The sequence below is a fragment of the Chromobacterium sp. S0633 genome, assembly GCF_024158805.1.
Classification (GTDB): Bacteria; Pseudomonadota; Gammaproteobacteria; order Burkholderiales; family Chromobacteriaceae; genus Chromobacterium.
This window is the reverse complement of the sequence record NZ_JAMZGH010000043.1, coordinates 12,607-32,209: the sequence shown is the minus strand read 5'-3', so window position 1 is coordinate 32,209 and position 19,603 is coordinate 12,607. Positions and strand designations below refer to the sequence as shown.

At 65.6% G+C, this 19,603-nt stretch carries 13 protein-coding genes; 9 read left to right on the top strand and 4 right to left on the bottom strand.

The annotated features are described in order from the left end of the window. Positions 1 to 233 precede the first annotated feature (233 nt). From NK214_RS20065 to NK214_RS20025, 9 genes are all read left to right on the top strand, one after another. Entirely contained in the window at positions 234 to 3,935 is a 3,702-nt protein-coding gene (locus tag NK214_RS20065; RefSeq protein ID WP_253315324.1) for a nitrate reductase subunit alpha, read from the top strand. Next, positions 3,932 to 5,482 carry a nitrate reductase subunit beta gene (gene narH, locus NK214_RS20060; RefSeq protein WP_107798999.1) on the top strand — a complete coding sequence of 517 codons (1,551 nt, stop codon included), beginning with the start codon at positions 3,932 to 3,934 and terminating at the stop codon, positions 5,480 to 5,482. The genes NK214_RS20065 and narH overlap by 4 nt, the downstream gene beginning before the upstream one ends. Positions 5,483 to 5,493: 11 nt before the next feature. Then, entirely contained in the window at positions 5,494 to 6,135 is a 642-nt protein-coding gene (gene narJ / locus NK214_RS20055) for a nitrate reductase molybdenum cofactor assembly chaperone (protein ID WP_253315323.1), read from the top strand. Positions 6,136 to 6,157: 22 nt separating this feature from the next. Continuing rightward, positions 6,158 to 6,844 carry a respiratory nitrate reductase subunit gamma gene (gene narI / locus NK214_RS20050; RefSeq protein ID WP_253315322.1) on the top strand — a complete coding sequence of 229 codons (687 nt, stop codon included), beginning with the start codon at positions 6,158 to 6,160 and terminating at the stop codon, positions 6,842 to 6,844. A 204-nt stretch (positions 6,845 to 7,048) separates the two neighbouring features. Further along, positions 7,049 to 7,375, top strand: coding sequence for a glycine zipper domain-containing protein (locus NK214_RS20045; protein ID WP_107799002.1), 327 nt, complete (start codon positions 7,049 to 7,051; stop codon positions 7,373 to 7,375). Positions 7,376 to 7,518: 143 nt separating this feature from the next. After that, positions 7,519 to 9,498, top strand: a complete 1,980-nt coding sequence (locus NK214_RS20040) for a methyl-accepting chemotaxis protein (RefSeq protein ID WP_253315321.1) — start codon at positions 7,519 to 7,521, stop codon at positions 9,496 to 9,498. A gap of 237 nt (positions 9,499 to 9,735) precedes the next feature. Beyond that, positions 9,736 to 10,710 (top strand): GTP 3',8-cyclase MoaA, encoded by a 975-nt coding sequence (moaA, locus tag NK214_RS20035; protein WP_235089544.1) that lies wholly within the window; start codon positions 9,736 to 9,738, stop codon positions 10,708 to 10,710. A 10-nt stretch (positions 10,711 to 10,720) separates the two neighbouring features. Beyond that, the gene (locus tag NK214_RS20030) at positions 10,721 to 12,655 is read left to right on the top strand and encodes a type IV pili methyl-accepting chemotaxis transducer N-terminal domain-containing protein (RefSeq protein WP_107799005.1); all 1,935 of its coding nucleotides are present in this window, start codon (positions 10,721 to 10,723) and stop codon (positions 12,653 to 12,655) included. A 69-nt stretch (positions 12,656 to 12,724) separates the two neighbouring features. Continuing rightward, positions 12,725 to 13,393, top strand: a complete 669-nt coding sequence (locus NK214_RS20025) for a response regulator (RefSeq protein ID WP_107801745.1) — start codon at positions 12,725 to 12,727, stop codon at positions 13,391 to 13,393. Between the two features lie 52 nt (positions 13,394 to 13,445). Here the strand turns inward: NK214_RS20025 and kdpE are convergent, their stop codons facing one another. From kdpE to kdpB, 4 genes are read right to left on the bottom strand one after another with little or no spacing between them, the layout of a single operon-like run. Continuing rightward, complete coding sequence (kdpE, locus tag NK214_RS20020) at positions 13,446 to 14,141, bottom strand: two-component system response regulator KdpE (protein WP_107801747.1); 696 nt, start codon at positions 14,139 to 14,141, stop codon at positions 13,446 to 13,448. 20 nt (positions 14,142 to 14,161) lie between these two features. Continuing rightward, complete coding sequence (locus tag NK214_RS20015) at positions 14,162 to 16,852, bottom strand: DUF4118 domain-containing protein (protein ID WP_253315320.1); 2,691 nt, start codon at positions 16,850 to 16,852, stop codon at positions 14,162 to 14,164. Positions 16,853 to 16,906: 54 nt separating this feature from the next. Continuing rightward, positions 16,907 to 17,479 (bottom strand): potassium-transporting ATPase subunit KdpC, encoded by a 573-nt coding sequence (gene kdpC, locus NK214_RS20010; RefSeq protein ID WP_253315319.1) that lies wholly within the window; start codon positions 17,477 to 17,479, stop codon positions 16,907 to 16,909. Positions 17,480 to 17,499: 20 nt separating this feature from the next. Beyond that, entirely contained in the window at positions 17,500 to 19,545 is a 2,046-nt protein-coding gene (gene kdpB, locus NK214_RS20005) for a potassium-transporting ATPase subunit KdpB (protein ID WP_235089785.1), read from the bottom strand. Positions 19,546 to 19,603: the final 58 nt, after the last annotated feature.

The following is a 19,603-nucleotide window of genomic DNA, read 5'->3' as shown; positions in this document are numbered from 1 at the left end:
CATTTTATTTTTCGACGGCAAGGGTCGAATATCGCCACTAGTTCTTTCTGGCTAGTTCGTCTCGCCAAAGTACTAACCGTGACTAGTGCCAATGCGCCGTCCGGCGTCGACCTTCGGCGAATGTCGGCGCTTGCCGCCGCGTTCTAAGCTTGCAATCAAGTGAAAAGGTCCGTTTCCCCCGGTGGCTGGAGCCGCCGGCCCGTGCGGCGCGGACCCCGATATTTGGAGGCAAGATGAGTCACTTTCTCGACCGTTTGAATTTCCTGGGCAAGACCCGCTCCACCTTTGCCAATGGTCACGGCGCCGTCGTCAACGAGGATCGCGGTTGGGAAAACGCCTACCGCCAGCGCTGGCAGCACGACAAGGTGGTGCGTTCCACCCATGGCGTGAACTGCACCGGCTCCTGTAGCTGGAAGGTGTATGTGAAGAACGGCCTGATCACCTGGGAAACCCAGCAGACCGATTACCCGCGCACCCGGCCGGACCTGCCCAATCACGAACCGCGCGGCTGTCCGCGCGGCGCGTCCTATAGCTGGTACGTCTACTCCGCCCAGCGCGTCAAATATCCGATGATCCGCGGCCGGCTGGCCAAATTGTGGCGCGAGGCGCGCCAGACCCTGAGCCCGGTGGAGGCCTGGGAAAAGATCAGCCAGACGCCGGAACTGGCCAAGCAGTACAAGTCCAAGCGCGGCCAGGGCGGTTTCGTGCGCGCCAGCTGGGACGAGGCCAACGAGATCGTGGCCGCCGCCAACGCCTTCACCATCAAGCGATACGGTCCGGACCGCGTGGTGGGCTTCTCGCCGATTCCGGCGATGTCCATGGTGTCCTACGCCGCCGGCAGCCGTTACCTCAGCCTGATCGGCGGGGTGCCGCTGTCCTTCTACGACTGGTATTGCGATTTGCCGCCGGCCAGCCCGCAGACCTGGGGCGAGCAGACCGACGTGGCCGAATCCGCGGACTGGTACAACTCCACCTATCTGATGGTGTGGGGCTCCAATGTGCCGATGACCCGCACCCCGGACGCCCACTTCTATACCGAGGTGCGCTACAAGGGCACCAAGACGGTGGCGGTGTCCAGCGACTTTGGCGAAATGGCCAAGTTCGGCGACATCTGGATGGCCCCCAAGCAGGGCACCGACGCCGCGATGGCAATGGCGATGGGCCATGTGATCTTCAAGGAATTCCACCTCGATAATCCGTCCGGCTACTTCACCGACTACATCCGCCGCTATACCGACATGCCGATGCTGGTGGCGCTGAAGCAAGACGGCGAGCGCTACATTCCGGACTACTTCCTGCGCGCCTCCCATCTGGAAGGCAGCCTGGGCGAAGACAACAACCCGGACTGGAAAACCCTGCTGATCGACGAAGCCAGCGGCGACATCGTCGCGCCCAACGGCTCCATCGGCTTCCGTTGGGGCCAGGCCGAGGGCAAGGCCGGCAAGTGGAACCTGGAGCAGAAGGACGGCGGCAATGGCCGCGAGGTGTCCGCCAAGCTGTCGCTGATCAAAGAAAGCGACGCGGTGGTGGGCGTGGGCTTCCCTTACTTCGGCGCCGAGCACGATGAACTGCTGACCCGCAATGTGCCGGCCAAGCGCATCCGTCTGGCCGACGGCAGCGAAACCCTGGTGGCCACGGTATTCGACCTGATGGCGGCCAACTACGGCATAGACCGCGGCCTGGGCGGCGGCAACGTCGCCGTCGATTACATGGACGACGTGCCCTACACCCCGGCCTGGCAGCAGAAGCACACCGGCGTGAAACCGGAACTGGTGATCCAGGTGGCGCGCGAGTTCGCGCAGAACGCTGATCAGACCCAGGGCAAATCCATGGTCATCGTCGGCGCGGCGCTGAACCACTGGTACCACATGGACATGACCTACCGCGGCATCATCAATATGCTGATGCTGTGCGGCTGTATCGGCCAGTCCGGCGGCGGCTGGTGCCACTATGTGGGCCAGGAAAAACTGCGTCCGCAAACCGGCTGGGCGCCGCTGGCCTTCGCCGGCGACTGGAACCGCCCGGCGCGGCAGATGAACGGCACCAGCTTCTTCTACGCCCACACCAGCCAGTGGCGGCATGAAAAACTGGGCGTAGGCGAAATCCTGGCGCCCACCGCCGACGGTCGCATGGCTGGCATGGCGCTGATCGATTACAACGCCAAGGCCGAGCGCATGGGCTGGCTGCCGTCCGCGCCGCAGCTGTCCGCCAACCCGCTGGAGGTGACCCGCGCCGCGGCCGCCGCCGGCCAGGACGCCGCCGCCTACGTGGTGGACGGTCTGAAGTCCGGCAAGCTGGACCTGGCCTGCAACGACCCGGACAACCCGCAGAACTTCCCGCGCAATATGTTCGTGTGGCGTTCCAACATCCTGGGCAGCTCCGGCAAGGGCCACGAATACTTCCTCAAATACCTGTTGGGCACCCAGAACGCGGTGCTGAATTCGGAAGACGACTGCATCAAGCCCACCGAAATCACCGTGCGCCCGGCGGCGGAAGGCAAGCTGGACCTGCTGGTGGTGCTGGACTTCCGCATGTCCACCACCTGCTTGTACGGCGATATCGTGCTGCCCACCGCCACCTGGTACGAGAAGGACGACCTCAACACCTCGGACATGCACCCCTTCATCCACCCGCTGTCCGAAGCGGTGCAGCCCTTGTGGCAGTCGCGCACCGACTGGGAGATCTACAAGGGCTTCGCCAAGAAGCTGTCCGAGCTGGGCAAGGACTATCTGGGCGTGCAAAAGGACCTGGTGCTGACCCCGCTGATGCACGACACCCCGGAAGAACTGGGCCAGCCCTTCGATCCCAAGGACTGGAAAAAAGGCGAGTGCGAGCCGGTGCCGGGCAAGACCATGCCCAAGATGACGGTGGTGGAGCGCGACTACGGCGCGATCTACGACAAATTCACCACCATCGGTCCCTTGCTGGAAAAAGCCGGCAACGGCGGCAAGGGCATCAACTGGAAAACCGGCCATGAGGTGGACATCTTGCGCGGCCTGAACCAGGTGGCGAGCCAGGGCGCCGGCAAGGGCCAGCCCAAGCTGGAAACCGCGATCGACGCCGCCGAGATGATTCTGACGCTGGCGCCGGAAACCAACGGTCACGTGGCGGTGAAGGCCTGGGACGCGCTGTCCAAGATCACCGGCCGCGACCACACCCACCTGGCCAAGCCGCGCGAGCACGACAGCATCCGCTTCCGCGATGTGCAGGCGCAGCCGCGCAAGATCATTTCCTCGCCCACCTGGTCCGGCCTGGAAAGCGAAGAAGTCAGCTACAACGCCGGCTACACCAATGTGCACGAGCTGATTCCCTGGCGCACCATCACCGGCCGCCAGCAGTTCTACCAGGATCACCAGTGGATGCGCGCCTTCGGCGAAGGCCTGTGCGTGTACAAGCCGGCGGTGGATCTGAAAACCACCCAGGCGGTGCTGGGCAAGCACGGCAACGGCAATCACGAATTGGTGCTGAACTTCCTGACCCCGCACCAGAAATGGGGCATCCACAGCACGTACTCCGACAATCTGCGCATGCTGACCCTGAGCCGCGGCGGCCCGAACGTGTGGCTGTCCGAGGACGACGCCAAGAAGGCCGGCATCGTGGACAACGACTGGATCGAGGTGTTCAACGCCAACGGCACGCTGACCGCCCGCGCCGTGGTGTCGCAGCGGGTGCCGCAGGGCATGACGATGATGTACCACGCCCAGGAGAAGATCGTGAACGTGCCGGGCGCGGAAGTGTCCGGCAAGCGCGGCGGCATCCACAACTCGGTGACCCGCACGGTGACCAAGCCCACCCACATGATAGGCGGCTACGCGCAGCTGTCCTGGGGCTTCAACTACTACGGCACCGTGGGCGCCAACCGCGACGAATTCGTGGTGGTGCGCAAGATGAACTCAGTGGACTGGATGGATAGTCCGGCAGGAGAGCAACAATGAAAATCCGCGCTCAAATCGGCATGGTGTTGAATCTGGACAAGTGCATCGGCTGCCACACTTGTTCGGTCACCTGCAAAAACGTCTGGACCAGCCGCGACGGCGTCGAATACGCCTGGTTCAACAATGTGGAAACCAAGCCCGGCATCGGTTATCCCAAGGAATGGGAAAACCAGGAAAAATGGAAGGGCGGCTGGGTGCGCAAGCCCAACGGCAAGCTGGAGCCGCGTCAGGGCGGACGGCTGAAAATCCTGGGCAATATCTTCGCCAACCCCAATATGCCGGCGATAGACGATTACTACGAGCCGTTCACCTACGACTACGAACATCTGCAGAACGCGCCGGAGATGAAGACGCCGCCCACCGCGCGGCCGGTGTCGGTGCTGACCGGCAAGAAGATGAACAAGATCGAATGGGGCCCGAACTGGGAGGACGATCTGGGCGGCGAATTCTCCAAGCGCAGCAAGGACGCCTTGTTTGAGGGCATCCAGAAGGAAATGTACTCGGCCTTCGAGAACACCTTCATGATGTATCTGCCGCGCCTGTGCGAACACTGCCTGAACCCGGCCTGCGTCGCCTCCTGTCCGTCCGGCTCCATCTATAAGCGCGAAGACGACGGCATCGTGCTGATAGACCAGGACAAATGCCGCGGCTGGCGCATGTGCGTGTCCGGCTGCCCGTACAAGAAGATTTATTACAACTGGACCTCCGGCAAGGCCGAGAAGTGCACCTTCTGCTACCCGCGCATCGAGGGCGGCCAGCCGACGGTGTGCTCGGAAACCTGCGTCGGCCGCATCCGCTACCTGGGCGTGCTCTTGTACGACGCCGACAAGATAGACGAAGCCGCCGCGGTGGAAGACCCGAAGAGCCTGTACGAGGCGCAGCTGGGCGTGTTCCTGGACCCGAACGCGCCGGAAGTGATCGCCGAGGCGCAGAAGCAGGGCATTCCGCAAAGCTGGATCGACGCCGCGCAGCGCTCCCCGGTCTACAAGATGGCGATGGAGTGGAAAGTGGCTTTCCCGCTGCACCCGGAATACCGGACCCTGCCGATGGTGTGGTACATCCCGCCGCTGTCGCCCATCCAGTCCGCGATGGAAAACGGCCTGATCGGCGAGAACGGCATCATCCCGGACGTCAAGGACCTGCGCATCCCCATCCAGTACCTGGCCAATCTGCTGACCGCCGGCAAGGAAGAGCCGGTGGTGAAGGCGCTGGAAACCATGGTGGCGATGCGGCGCTATATGCGCAAGAAGAGCGTGGAGAAGGTGTCGGACCCCGCCACCCTCAAGGGCACGCATCTGAACCCGGCCCAGGTGGAGGAGATGTATCAGGTGATGGCCATCGCCAATTACGAAGACCGCTTCGTGATTCCGTCCAGCCACAAGGAGCTGGTGGAAAACACCTTCGAGGACAAGGCGTCCTGCGGCTTCACCTTCGGCAACGGCTGCTCCGGCGGCGAGTCCGAGGCCAGCCTGTTCGGCAAGAAGAAGGCCACTCCCATCGTGTTCCACGACATGCGGCGCGACCGCAAGTCCAATTCCGGTCAGTGAAGGAGAACGCCATGCGCATCTATCAGGCCTTATCGGCGCTGCTGTGCTACCCGGAGCCGGATCTGATCGCGGCGGCGGACGACATCCGCGCCGAGGTGGCGGCCGAGCCGCGCATCGCCCGGCTGCTGGAGCCCTTGCTGCTGTCCTTGGAGGGCGAGGATCTGATCACGCTGCAAGAACGCTATGTGCAGACCTTCGATCGCAACCCCAGCCATTCGCTGCACCTGTTCGAGCATATCCACGGCGAGGACCGCGCCCGCGGCCAGGCCATGGTGGACCTGCTGGCCGAATACCAGGCCCAGGGCCTGGAGCCGGCGGCGAACGAGCTGCCGGACTATCTGCCGCTGTTCCTGGAGTTCCTGGCGCAGTGCCAGCCGGAGGAGGCCGCCCGGCTGCTCTCCGACGCGGTGCATGTGATCGCCCACGTGGCCGGCAAGCTGGCCGACAGCCACTCCCACTACGCCGGCGTGCTGCAGGGGCTGGTGCTGCTGTCGCCGGTGGAGCCGGAAGCGCTGACCGTGCCGCCGGTACGCGACATGGACGAGATGCTGGAGACCTTCGGCCCCGGCGTGGACGGCGTGGAGCCGCTGCTGAAGCCGGCGCGGCCGGCCATCGCTCCGGTGAACTTTTACCCGCAGCGGCCGCAGGGCTGAATCCCGCTGCCAGGAGAGCAACATGAACTATCTGCACCAATTCGTATTCGGCATCTACCCCTACATCGCGCTGGCGGTGTTCCTGCTGGGCAGCCTGATCCGCTTCGACCGCGAGCAATACAGCTGGAAGAGCGAATCCTCGCAGCTGCTGTACCGCGGCCAGCTGCGGCTGGGCAATATCCTGTTCCACCTCGGCATCATCGGCCTGTTCTTCGGCCATCTGGTGGGCCTGTTGACGCCGGTGGCGGTATGGGACGCGCTGGGCGTCAGCCACAGCTTCAAGCAAGTGTTCGCGATGACGGCCGGCGGCATCATGGGCGGCCTGTGCCTGATCGGCATCCTGATCCTGCTGCACCGTCGCTTTACCTGTGACCGGCTGGCGGCCAACACCACCTGGCGCGACAAGCTGGTGTTGCTGTGGATTCTGGCCACCTTGCTGCTGGGCCTCAGCACCATCGCGGTGTCGGCGCAGCATCTGGACGGCCACGAGATGGTGTTGCTGATGAGCTGGGCTCAGCACATCGTCACCCTGCGCGGCGACGCGGCCATCTTCATCGTCGGCGCCTCGCCGGTGTTCAAGGCGCACTTGTTCATGGGCATGAGCTTGTTCGTGATCTTCCCGTTCACCCGTCTGGTGCACGTGTGGAGCGGCTTCGGCGCGGTGAGCTATCTGGGCCGGGCCTGGCAGCTGGTGCGGCCGCGGGGGTGATCCGGCGGGTTTGCCAAGATTCAGCATGAGGTCGCGGCGGGGCATCTTTGGATGCTCCGCCGTTTTTCATGCCGTCCGGCTACATATAAATTCGATAAGTTGTGAAGCGATAACAAGAGAGAACAATTCCTAACAATTCGAAACAGCCGGCTGTCAACCAAACGGTTAAGCTGCCTCATCCGTTTAAATTCAGGAGTTAGCCGCATGAAACGCGCACTTGTCATCTTATCGCTGAGCCTGGCCGGTTTGGCCTCCACCGCCCTGGCGGACACCTCCACCATCGTTGGCGGCGCGCTGGGCGGCGCGGCCGGCGCGGCGGTGGGCGAGGCGGTGGGCGGCCGCAACGGCGCCATCATCGGCGGCGCGGTGGGCGGCGCTTCCGGCGCGGCCATCGGCCACGACTACGGCAAGCCGGCGGCGTCGGAACGCCGCGACGACGACGGCCGCCGCTATCGCAAGCACCGCCATCGCCATCACCGCGACAAAGGCTATTTCTGCCCGCCGGGCCAGGCCAAGAAAGGCCGTTGCTGAGCCGCCGCGGCTGTCCAGCCGGCCATTGGCATTAAACCCATTGCAGTATTCAGCATGAACCGGGCTTGATCTATATTGATGGGTGTTGGTTTCCATTGTCATGGAAAGTCAAGAGAAACAGTCGATAGAGATCGGAGCCCGCCATGCTGTCCAGGCTATCCCTCGCCAGCAAGCTGCTATTGCTGCTGCTGCCTTTTTCCGCCGCCCTGATCGGCCTGGCCTCGGTGCTGGCCGTCGATCGCTTCCAGACCCTGTCGGAACTGCAACGCTCGGATCGCCTGATCCAGGTGGCGGCGCGTTCCAGCCAGTTGATCCACGATTTGCAGACCGAACGCGGCCTGAGCAACGGCTTCCTCAGCGGCCAGGCCGCCGGCTTGCCGCCGCCCTTGCAGCAGGCGCGCGCGGTCAGCGACAAGGACCTGGCCGCCTTCCGCGACGAGGCGGCCAATCACGCCGCCAGCAGCCTGGCCGGCGATCTGTCCGCCCTGAGCAGTCAACTGGACGGCCTGTCCCAGCTGCGCGACAGCGTGGAAAAACGCGCGATGCCGGCGGCTGAGGCCTTCGCCGCCTATTCCGGCCGCATCGACGCCCTGATCGGCCTGATCGCCAAGCTGGCGCAGGCCAATAGCGACGGCGATCTGCTGCGCAGCACCGCGGCCTTGCTCAGCCTGCAATGCGAGAAGGAGTTCGCCGGCCGCGAGCGCGGCTACGTCAACGGCGTGCTCAACGGCGGCGTGTTCGATCAAAAAAGCTTTGCCCAGGCGGTGGGCCTCAAGGCCAAGCAGGACGCCTGCGCCGGACAGCTGCGGCTGATGGCGGACGATACGCTGCGCGCCCAGATGGACGCGGTGGAAGGCGGCGACGAGGCCAAGGCCTTGCAGGCGCTGCGCGATAAACTCTTGGGCCAGGCCCTGGGCCAGCCGGCCGGCGTGGCGCCGGCGGCGTGGTTTCAGGCGGCGACCCAGCGCATCGGCGCGCTGAAAACGCTGCAGGACAAGCTGCTGTCCGATCTGGCCGGCCTGGTGGCGGCCAAGGTGTCCCAGGCCCGCGTCGACCTGTGGGTGACGCTGGGCGGCTCCGCCCTGGTGATTCTGGCCCTGGGCGGCCTGGGTTTCGCCATCTATCGCGGCATCCATGTGCCGGTGCAGCGGCTGGAACTGCTGATGACCTCGATGAGCCGGGATTTCGACCTGAGGCCGCGCGCCGACATCCGCGGTCACGATGAAATCGCGCGCATGGGCAAGGCTTTCGACCACTTGGTGGAGGCCTTCGCCCGCACCCTGAACCAAGTCAATCACAACGCCCACAGCCTGGTGGAGGCGGCGCACGCGATGCTGGCGATTTCCCATCGCGCCGCCAAGGCTTCGGAAACCCAGAGCCAGTCGGCGGCCGGCATTGCCGCGGCGGTGGAGGAGATGAGCGCGGGTATCGAGTCGGTCAGCGCCAACACCCGGCTGTCGCTGAACGTGGCGCAGCAGATGCAGAGCAGCGTCAGCGACGGCCGCGAACGCATGCGCAGCACCACGCAGGCGATGAATCAGACCTCGACGGTGCTGGACGACGCCGGCGGCCGGATAGAATCCTTGCAGCAGAAGTCCGAAGACATCCGCTCCATCATCACCGCCATCCGCGAGATCGCCGACCAGACCAATCTCTTGGCCTTGAACGCGGCGATCGAGGCCGCGCGCGCCGGCGAGATGGGCCGCGGCTTCGCCGTGGTCGCGGACGAGGTGCGCAAACTGGCCGAGCGCACCGGCAAGGAGACGCTGGACATCACATCGCTGATCGAGGACATCCGCGGCGAGACCCAGACCGCCGCCCACCACATGCAGGAGGCGCGCCAGCGCATGGAGTCCGGCCTGGAGCTGGTGGGGCAGACCGTCAACGACCTGGACGAAATCCACCAGGAAGCCAGCGAAGCCGCGGCCAAGAGCCAGGGCACCGCGGTGGCGATGGCGCAGCAGACCGCGGCCAGCGGCGAGGTGGCCAACAATATCAGCGTGATCGCCTCGCTGGCGGAGGAGAATTCCGGCCTGGTGCAAGAGGTGGCGGATTTGTCCGACCGTCTCAACGCCTCGGCCAGCGAGCTGGTGGATCTGGTGGACAAGTTCAAACACGCCTGAGCGCCGATTTCCCACGGGGTCGCTCCTGATCGCCGGACGCGCCTGTTCCCTTCATCCTGCGCTCGCATTTCGCCGGCCGGCCCCTAGTCACAAGTGACTAGGGGCCGGCGTGCTTTGGTTGGACTGCGAATTGTTGGGCTAGCTAGTAAAATGGAATCAGGAAATATCAGATTGGCGGCGACAGCCGGGCCACTTGGTTGCGACTAAGCGGTATCATTGGCTGCCATGGAGGAACTCATGCTTACCGACCGCTTCGGGCGCTCCATCGAATACCTGCGTCTGTCCGTGACCGACCGTTGCGACCTGCGTTGCAATTACTGCCTGCCCAAAGGCTTCAAAGGCTTCGAAGAGCCGGCCAACTGGCTGACCTTCGACGAGATAGAACGCGTGGTGGCGGCTTTCGCGCGCCTGGGCACGCGGCGGCTGCGGCTGACCGGCGGCGAACCGCTGCTGCGCCGCAATCTGCCGGAGCTGGCGGCGCGCCTGTCCGCGCTGCCCGGCCTCAACGACCTGTCGCTGACCAGCAACGCCACTCAGCTGGCGCGCCACGCCCAGGCGCTGCGCGCCGCCGGAGTCAGCCGCGTCAACGTCAGCCTGGACTCGCTGCGCCGCGATTGCGTGCACGACATCACCGGCAGCGACAGCCTGCCGCGGGTGATGGAAGGGCTGATGGCGGCCAAGGAGGCCGGCTTTTCCCCGATCAAGATCAATATGGTGGCGATGAAGGACGTCAACGACGCCGACATCGGCGCCATGGTCGCCTTCTGTATTCAGCATGGCTTCGTGCTGCGGCTGATCGAAGCCATGCCCATGGGCGACACCGGCCGCGCCGCCAGTTACCTGGACTTGCAGCCGGTGCTGCGTCAGCTGCAAACCGAATTCGACCTGGTCGAACAGGCCGCCACCCTGGGCGGCGGCCCGGCCCGCTACTGGAAAACCCGGGACGGCGGTTTCTCGCTGGGCCTGATCACGCCCATTTCCCAACATTTCTGCGCCACCTGTAACCGGGTGCGGCTGTCCGTGGACGGCACGCTCTACATGTGCCTGGGCCAGGAAGAAAGTTTCGAACTGCGCCCTCTGCTGCGCGCCGGCGTCAGCGACGCCGAACTGGAAGCGGCGATCCGCGCGGCGATAGAACTGAAACCGGAGCGACATGAATTCAGCGAGAAGCCGAAAAAGCTGGTGCGATTCATGTCGATGACCGGTGGCTAGGGCGACGGCGATGCGGCTGAACGTGTCTCCGGTGCTGGGCGGCCCGCTGGGCCAGCGGCTCAGCGCCAAGATCGTCGGCGTGCTGGCGATTTTTCTCTTGGTGGCGCTGGGTTCCATCGGCGCCACGTTGTGGCTGTCCTGGCAGCAGGAGGGCGGCGCGGCGGCGATCAACGACGCCGGCAGCCTGCGTATGCGCGTCACCCGGCTGGCGCTGGATTTGCAGCTTAGCGGCCAGGACGGCGCGCGCGCCGACGCGCTGCGCCGCGACATGGTCAATTACGAAGCCATCTTGCAGCGGCTGCGCCGCGGCGACCCGGCGCGCCCGCTGCTGGTGCCGCGTCAGGCGGACATCCAGCAGGCGCTGACCCAGGTGGAAACGCAGTGGCGCGAGCAACTGAAACCGGTGTTGCAGGACGCGCTGACGCGGCCCGGCGACAACGCGGCGGAGGCCGCCCGTTTCGCCGAGCGCGTGGCGCTCTACGTGGCGGACATCAACACCTTCGTTAGCGGCATGGAGGCCTACAACGCCCGCAACACCGATTATCTGCGCCTGCTGCAGCTCTTGCTCGCCAGCATGGCGGTGGTGGGCACCGTCGCGTTGATTTATCTGATGCTGCTGATCGTGCTGCGGCCGCTGGACAAGCTGCACCAGGGCATACGCCGGCTGGCTGCCGGCGATTACAGCGTGCGGGTGCCGGTGGAGACCGACGACGAATTCGGTCAGGTCAGCACCGGTTTCAATCTGATGGCGGCCTGTCTGTCCGAATCCCACGCCACGCTGGAAGAGCGGGTGCGCGGCAAGACCGCCAGCCTGCAGCAGAAAAACCAGGAATTGGCGCTGTTGTACGAAATCACCTCCTTCTGCAATCAATCCCAGCCGCTGGAAGCGCTGTGCAAGGGCTTCCTCGCCCGGGTGATGCGCGCCTTCGACGCCGACGGCGGCGCGGTGCGCTTGACCGATCACGGCCAGGGCATGGTGTTCGTGGTGGCCGACGACGGTTTGCCGGAAGGGCTGCTGCGTGAAGAGCATTGCCTGAAAGTGGGCGACTGCCTGTGCGGAGAAGCCGCCGCCAAGGCAGAGAGCCGGGTGGAGAATATGCGCGGCCTGCCGGACAAACAGTGCAGCCGCGAAGGTTTCCGCGTGGTCAGCGCCTTCCCGGTGGCGACGCAAAACCGCACCTTGGGCATTTTCAATCTGCATTTCCGACAGGCGCGCATCCTGCCGCCGCAGCAGGTGCGGCAACTGGAGATGCTGGGCCAGCACCTGGCGGTGGCGATAGAAAACCTGAGGCTGGCGGCCAAGGAGCGCGAACTGGCGGTGCTGGAGGAGCGCAATCTGGTGGCCCAGGGCCTGCACGACAGCATCGCCCAGGGCCTGTCCTTCCTGAACCTGCAAACCCAGATCATGCGCCAGGCGCTGGACAGCGGCGACCCGGGCCTGGTGGACGACACGCTGGCCTTGTTCGAGGCCGGGGTCAAAGAAAGCTACGACGATGTGCGCGAGCTGCTCAACAACTTCCGTTCCAAACTGTCGGAAAGCCTGAGCCAGGCGGTGAGCAGCCTGCTGGACAAATTCCGCAAGCAGACCGGGATGCGGGTGGAGCTGCGCTCCACCGGAGCCGGCGCGCCGCTGATGCCGGAACAGCAATTGCAGATCCTGTTCATCTTGCAGGAGGCGCTGTCCAATGTGCGCAAGCACGCCGAGGCCAGCCAGGTCACGGTCAGCCTCAGCGACGACGGCGAGGTCTTCGTGCTCAGCGTGCTGGATAACGGCGTCGGTTTCGATCTGGATACCGTGCGCAACAAGGGCGACGGCCATTTCGGCCTGTCCATCATGCAGGAGCGCGCGCAGCGCGCCGGTCTGCAACTGGACATCGAATCCACTCCGGAGGCGGGCACCCTGGTCAGCCTGCTGCTGCCGCGCGCGCGGCGCATGGCCGCTTGAGCCACTGGCGCGGCGGCTAGACAGCTCTCATACTGTCTATATCTGAATTTGAAAGACCCGGACTCGATGATGTCTGAACAGACCATACGCATTTTGCTGGTGGACGATCACACCTTGTTCCGCAGCGGAATCAAGGCCTTGCTGGCGCGCCAGGCGGCTTTCGACGTTGTCGGCGAGGCGGCCGACGGCGCCGAGGGCGTCAAGCTCGCCAAGCAGCTGGACCCGGACGTGGTGTTGCTGGACCTGAACATGCCGGGCATTTCCGGCGTGGAGGCGCTGACCCTGATGCTGCAGGACCAGCCCAAACGGGCGGTGGTGATGCTGACGGTGTCCGAGGAGGCCGACGATCTGACCGCGGCCTTGAAGGCCGGCGCGCGCGGCTATCTATTGAAAAACATCGACGCCGACTTCCTGACCCAGGCGGTGGCGCGCGCCGCCGCCGGCGAATCGGTGATGAGCGATTCGATGACCGCCAAGCTGATGGCCCAGTTCCGCCACGGCGCGGCCGCGCCGGTGGAGCCGGCGGAACAGGAACTGGACCGGCTGACCCCGCGCGAACGCGAAATCCTCGGCTTTCTGGCCCAGGGCAAGAGCAATAAGGAGATCGCGCGCAGCCTGGATCTGGCCGAGAGCACGGTCAAAATCCATGTGCAGAACATCCTGAAGAAGCTCAGCCTCAGCAGCCGGGTGCAGGCGGCGGTGTTCGCGGTGGAGAACGGGGTGGGGCGCAGCGCGTGAGCGGCTGCACGCGGCCCTGGCTCCCATGAACAGCTTCTAAGCGGCGGTCCGCTCAGCCCTCCACCAGCCGATAGCCGACTCCGGTCTCGGTGAGGATGTGGCGCGGCATCGCCGGATTGTCTTCCAGCTTCTGCCGCAGATGGCCCATATAGACGCGCAGATACTGGTTGTGCTCCGAGAACGATGGCCCCCACACCGCCAGCAGCAGTTCGCGATGGGTGATCACCTTGCCGGCGCTGCGTATCAAGGTGGACAGCAGCCGGTACTCTATCGGCGTCAGATGCACCGCCGTTTCCGCCTTGGCCACCTGCCGGTTGACCAGGTCCACCTTGATGTCGCCGAACTGGAACACTTGTTGCGCGGCGGCGCTGCCGTGGGTGCGGCGGCGCAGCAGCACGCGGACGCGCGCCAGGCATTCGGCCACGCCGAAGGGCTTGGTCAGATAGTCGTCGGCGCCGGCGTCCAGCGCGGCCACCTTCTCGGTTTCCTGGGTGCGCGCGGACAAGACCAGGATGGGCAGGTCGGTCCATTCGCGCAGCTGTTTGATGGTGTCCTGGCCGTTCATGTCCGGCAGGCCCAGGTCCAGGATCACCAGGTCCGGCTTGCGGGTGGCCACTTCGATCAGGCCTTGCTTGCCGGTTTCCGCCTCGTGGACGGTCAGGCCTTCTTCTTCCAGCGCCGCGCTCAGAAAGCGGCGTATCGGTTTTTCGTCTTCAATGACGACGATGCTGATCGGTGCGTCTTGCATGGTCATGGTTTTCTTTTGAGTTAGGGCGTCTCATCCGGCGGCAGCGCCGGCGCTTGACCGGCCGGCAGGCTGAAGCGGAATTCCGCTCCGTGCGGCGAGCGGTTGCGCGCGCTGATGCGGCCGCCGTGGATTTCCACGATGGAGCGGCAGATCGCCAGGCCCAGCCCCACGCCGGGGGTGCTGGACTCCGCCGCGCCGCGCGAGAATTTGTCGAAGGCGCGCTGTTCCATATTGGGCGGCAGGCCGGGGCCGTCGTCGCTGACCGACACCAGCACCTCCGCGCCTTCGCGCCGCGCCGCCAGCGTGATGCGGCTGCCCGGCGGCGTGTATTTGCCGGCGTTTTCCAGCAGGTTGACCAGCACCCGCTCCAGCAGCACGGCGTCGTATTCCAGCACCGGCAGGTCCGGGTCCAGCTCCAGCTTCAGTTCCCGGCCGCGCAGGCCGCGTTCGGCGGCGCGCAGCGCGCTGCCCACCACCTCGTCCAGCATCTGCCATTCCTTGTTCAGCTTGACGCCGGATTGCAGCCGCGCCATGTCCAGCAGATTGGTCACCAGCTTGTTCATGCGCAGCGCCTCGTCCTGGATGGCGGCGGCGATCTCGGCGCGCTGGCCGTCGTCCACATTGGGCGAACACAGCCGCTCGGACAGGCCGGCCATGGTGGTCAGCGGCGTGCGCAGATCGTGGGACACCACGGACAGCACGCTGTTGCGCAGCCGCTCGGATTCCATCGCCACGATGGCGTCCTGCGCCACTTCCACGTAATGCACGCGCTCCAGCGCCAGCGCGATCTGGGCGGCGCAGGTTTCCAGCAGTCTTTGCTGTTCCGGCAGAAAAGCCTGATCGGTGACTTCCGGCAGCAGCGCGATCACGCCGCGGTTGCGCATCGGCGCGCGCAGCGGCACGTAGAGCGCGGCGTTGGCGGGCAGGGTGTTGGTGCCGAGGCCGGCTGGCTGCTGATGATCGTAAACCCATTGCGCGACGCCGATGTCGGCATGGCCGCGGTCTTCGCCGGCCAGGCGCAGTTCGTCGCCGCTATTGGGCAGGAACAGGTTGACCTTGGCGGCGAACAGCGGCTCCAGCCGGCCGACGGCGGTGTCCACGATCTGGGCGGCGGTCAGCGCGCCGGCCAGTTCGCGCCCCAGATCGTACAGCGCGCGGGTGCGGCGTTCGCGATAGGTGGAGATATTGGCGGCGAAGCGCAGCCGGGCGGTGAGCTGGCTGATGATGGCGGCCACCAGCAACATCACCACGAAGGTCATCAGGTACTGGGTGTCGGTGACGGCGAAGGACATCTGCGGCGGCACGAAGAAAAAGTCGAAGGCCGCCACCGACAGCAGCGAGGCCAGCATGCCGGGGCCGCGGCCGTAGCGCACCGACACCAGCACCACCACCAGCAGGTAGATCATGATGTCGTTGGCCAGCGCCACATGGGGAATCAGCAGGCCGGCCAGCAGCGTGGTCAGCAGGCAGGCGACGGCGGCGGCGATGTAGCCGGCGCGGGAGCGCGGGCTGTCCTGCTCTTCGAACAACAGGCTGGCGCCGGTCTTGGCGGCGCCGGCGTCCTCCGCTTCCAAGTCGTGGGCCACCACGTAGAGATCGATGTCGCCGGAGCGGCGGCTCAGCTCGTTGACCAGGGTAGGGCGCCACAGCCGCGACCAGCGGCCGCGGACGGATTTGCCCACCACCAGCTTGGAGACGTTGCGGCTGCGGGCGTAGGCCAGCAGCGTGGGCGCCAGTTCGTTGCCGCCCAGCACCGTGGTTTCCGCGCCCAATTCCTGCGCCAGCCTCAGGCCCTTGAGCACGCGGGCGCGCTGCTCCTCGGACAGTTTTTGCTGGCGCGGCGTTTCCACGTAGACGGCGATCCAGTCCGCGTCCAGATTGGCGGCCAGGCGCTTGGCGCTGCGGATCAGCTTGTCGATGCCGGCGCTGGCGCCGACGCAGACCAGCAAGCGCTCGCGCGCGTGCCAGACGGGGTTGATGGACTGGTCGGCGCGGTAGGCGCGCATCTGCGCGTCCACGCGGTCGGCGGTGCGGCGCAGCGCCAGTTCGCGCAAGGCCAGTAGATTGCCCTTGCGGAAGAAGTTCTTCACCGCGCGCTCGGCCTGCTGCGGCAGATAGACCTTGCCGGCGGCCAGCCGGCCCAGCAGCTCGTCCGGCGGCAGGTCCACCAGCGCCACTTCGTCGGCGCGGTCGAACACGTGGTCGGGCAGGGTTTCGCGCACCACGATGCCGGTGATCTGTCCGACCACGTCGTTCAGGCTTTCCAGATGTTGGACATTGAGGGTGGTGTAGACGTCGATGCCGGCGGCCAGCAGCTCCTCCACGTCCTGCCAGCGCTTGGGGTGGCGCGAGCCGGGCGCGTTGGAGTGGGCGAATTCGTCCATCAGGATCAGCTGCGGCCGGCGCGCCAGCGCCGCGTCCAGATCGAACTCGGACAGTTCGTGGCCCTTGTAGGCGATCCGCCGCGGCGGCAGCAATTCCAGGTCCGCCAGTTGCGCCTGGGTTTCCTTGCGGCCGTGGGTTTCCACCACGCCCACCAGCACTTGCACGCCTTCCTGGCGCCGGGCGCGGGCCGCCGCCAGCATGGCGTAGGTCTTGCCGACCCCGGCGCAGGCTCCGAAGAAAATCTTCAGCCGGCCGCGTTGGGCGTCCAGTTCTTCGCGTTTCAGTTCATCCAGCAGCGCGTCCGGATCGGGACGGATGTCGGGCATGGCTTGTCCTGTTTTTTTAGCCGCGGAAGCCGGGGATTCCGCGGCTCGTTCTTATCAGCCGCGCCGCTGGTCCAGCGCCAGGTTCAATTCCAGCACATTGACGCGCGGCTCGCCAAGCAGGCCGAAGGTTTCGCCTATCACCCGGCTTTCCACCAGCTTGCGCAGCGCGGCCGGCTCCATCTTGCGGGCGGCGGCGACGCGCTCCAACTGGTAGAAAGCCGCGGCGGCGGAAATTTCAGGGTCCAGGCCGCTGGCCGAGGCGGTGACCAGGTCCACCGGCACCGGGCCGGTCTGTCCCGGATGGGCGGCGCGGATGCGTTCCACATTGGCCTTCACCGCGTCCAGCTGCGCCGGGTTGGTGGGGCCCAGGTTGGAGCCGCCGGACCCGCCGGCATTGTACGGCATTGGGCTGGTGGCGGACGGGCGGCCCCAGAAATATTGCGGGCCGGTGAAGTTCTGGCCTATCAGCCGCGAGCCGACGATCTTGCCGTCGCGTTCGATCAGGCTGCCGTTGGCCTGGAAAGGGAACAGCGCCTGGGCGGCCCCGGTGGTGAGCAAGGGATAGGCGAGGCCGGTGATCAGGGTCAGGCCGCCGAACACCACCAGCAGCGGGCGTAACAGTTTCATTTGCTTTGTCCTTTCAGTGCTTATGCCAGGCTCAGCGCGCCCAGCAGCATGTCGATCAGCTTGATGCCGGCGAAGGGCACCAGCAGGCCGCCCAGGCCGTAGATCAGCAGGTTGCCGCGCAGCAGCTCCGCCGCGCTCTTGGCTTGATACTTGACCCCCTTCAGCGCCAGCGGGATCAGGAACACGATGATGACGGCGTTGAAGATCACCGCCGACATGATGGCCGAGGCCGGGCTGTTCAGGCCCATCACGTTCAGCGCGTTCAATTGCGGATAGGTGCTGGCGAAGGCGGCCGGAATGATGGCGAAGTATTTGGCCACGTCGTTGGCGATGGAGAAGGTGGTCAAGGAGCCGCGCGTCATCAGCATCTGCTTGCCGATTTCCACGATCTCGATCAGCTTGGTGGGGTTGGAATCCAAGTCCACCATATTGCCGGCTTCCTTGGCCGCCTGGGTGCCGGTGTTCATCGCCACCGCCACGTCGGCCTGGGCCAGCGCCGGCGCGTCGTTGGTGCCGTCGCCGGTCATCGCCACCAGCTTGCCCTCGGCCTGATGGCTGCGGATCAGCTTGAGCTTGGCTTCCGGCGTGGCTTCGGCCAGGTAATCGTCCACGCCGGCCTCGGCGGCGATGGCGGCGGCGGTCAGCGGGTTGTCGCCGGTGATCATCACCGTCTTGATGCCCATCTGGCGCAGCTCGGCGAAGCGCTCCTTGATGCCGCCCTTGACGATGTCCTTCAGTTCGATCACGCCCAAGGCGCGATTACCTTCCGCCACCAAGAGCGGGGTGGAGCCGCGGCGGGCCACTTCATCGGCGCTTTTCGCCAGCGCGTCCGGGAACTGGCCGCCCAGTTCGGCGATGTGGCGGCGGATGGCGTCGATGGCGCCTTTGCGGATCCGGCGGCCATCGTAGTCTATGCCGCTCATCCGGGTTTGCGCGGTGAAGGGGATGAACGCGGCTTCATGGCTGGCCAGCTCGCGCTGGCGCAGATTGAACTGCTTCTTGGCCAGCACCACGATGCTGCGGCCTTCCGGGGTTTCGTCGGCCAGCGAGGCCAGCTGGGCGGCGTCGGCCAAAGCCTGTTCGCTGACGCCGGGCGCCGGAATGAAGGCCGAGGCCTGGCGATTGCCCAGGGTGATGGTGCCGGTCTTGTCCAAGAGCAGCACGTCCACGTCGCCGGCGGCTTCCACCGCGCGGCCGGAGGTGGCGATCACATTGGCGCCCATCATCCGGCTCATGCCGGCCACGCCGATGGCGGACAAGAGGCCGCCGATGGTGGTGGGGATCAGGCATACCAGCAAGGCCACCAGGGTGGTGATGCCGATGGGCGAGCCGGCCTTGGCCGCTTCCACGCTGAACAGCGAGAAGGGCAGCAGGGTGACGGTGACCACCAGGAAGACGATAGTCAGCGCCACCAGCAGGATGGTCAGCGCGATCTCGTTCGGCGTTTTCTGGCGCTTGGCGCCTTCCACCATGGCGATCATGCGGTCGAGGAAGGTTTCGCCCGGGTTGACGGAAATCCGCACCACGATCCAGTCGGACAGCACGCGGGTGCCGCCGGTGACCGAGGAGAAATCGCCGCCGGCCTCGCGGATCACCGGCGCGGATTCGCCGGTGATCGCGGACTCGTCCACCGAGGCCACGCCTTCGATCACCTCGCCGTCCACCGGGATCACGTCGCCGGCTTCCACCAGCACATAGTCTCCCTTGCGCAGGCTGCTGCCGTCGATCACGGTCTTGCCGGCGTCGTGGCTGGGGCCGGACAGCTTCTTGGCCACCACGTTTTTCTTGGCCGAGCGCAAGCTGGCCGCCTGGGCCTTGCTGCGGCCCTCGGCCAGCGCTTCGGCGAAGTTGGCGAACAAGACGGTGAACCACAGCCACAGCGCCACCGCCAGGATGAAGCCGGACGGCGCCTCGCCCTGGCCGGCCAGGGACTGAACCCACAGCGCGCTGGTCAGGATGCTGCCGATGTAGACGACGAACATCACCGGGTTGCGCCACTGGGCGCGCGGCGACAGCTTCTTGAAGGAGTCGACGATGGCCGGTTTCACCAGGCTGGGGTCCAGCATGGATTTGGCCGCGCTCCTGTGGCCCGCTTGAACGGGCTGGGCGGCCGGCAGTTTGGAA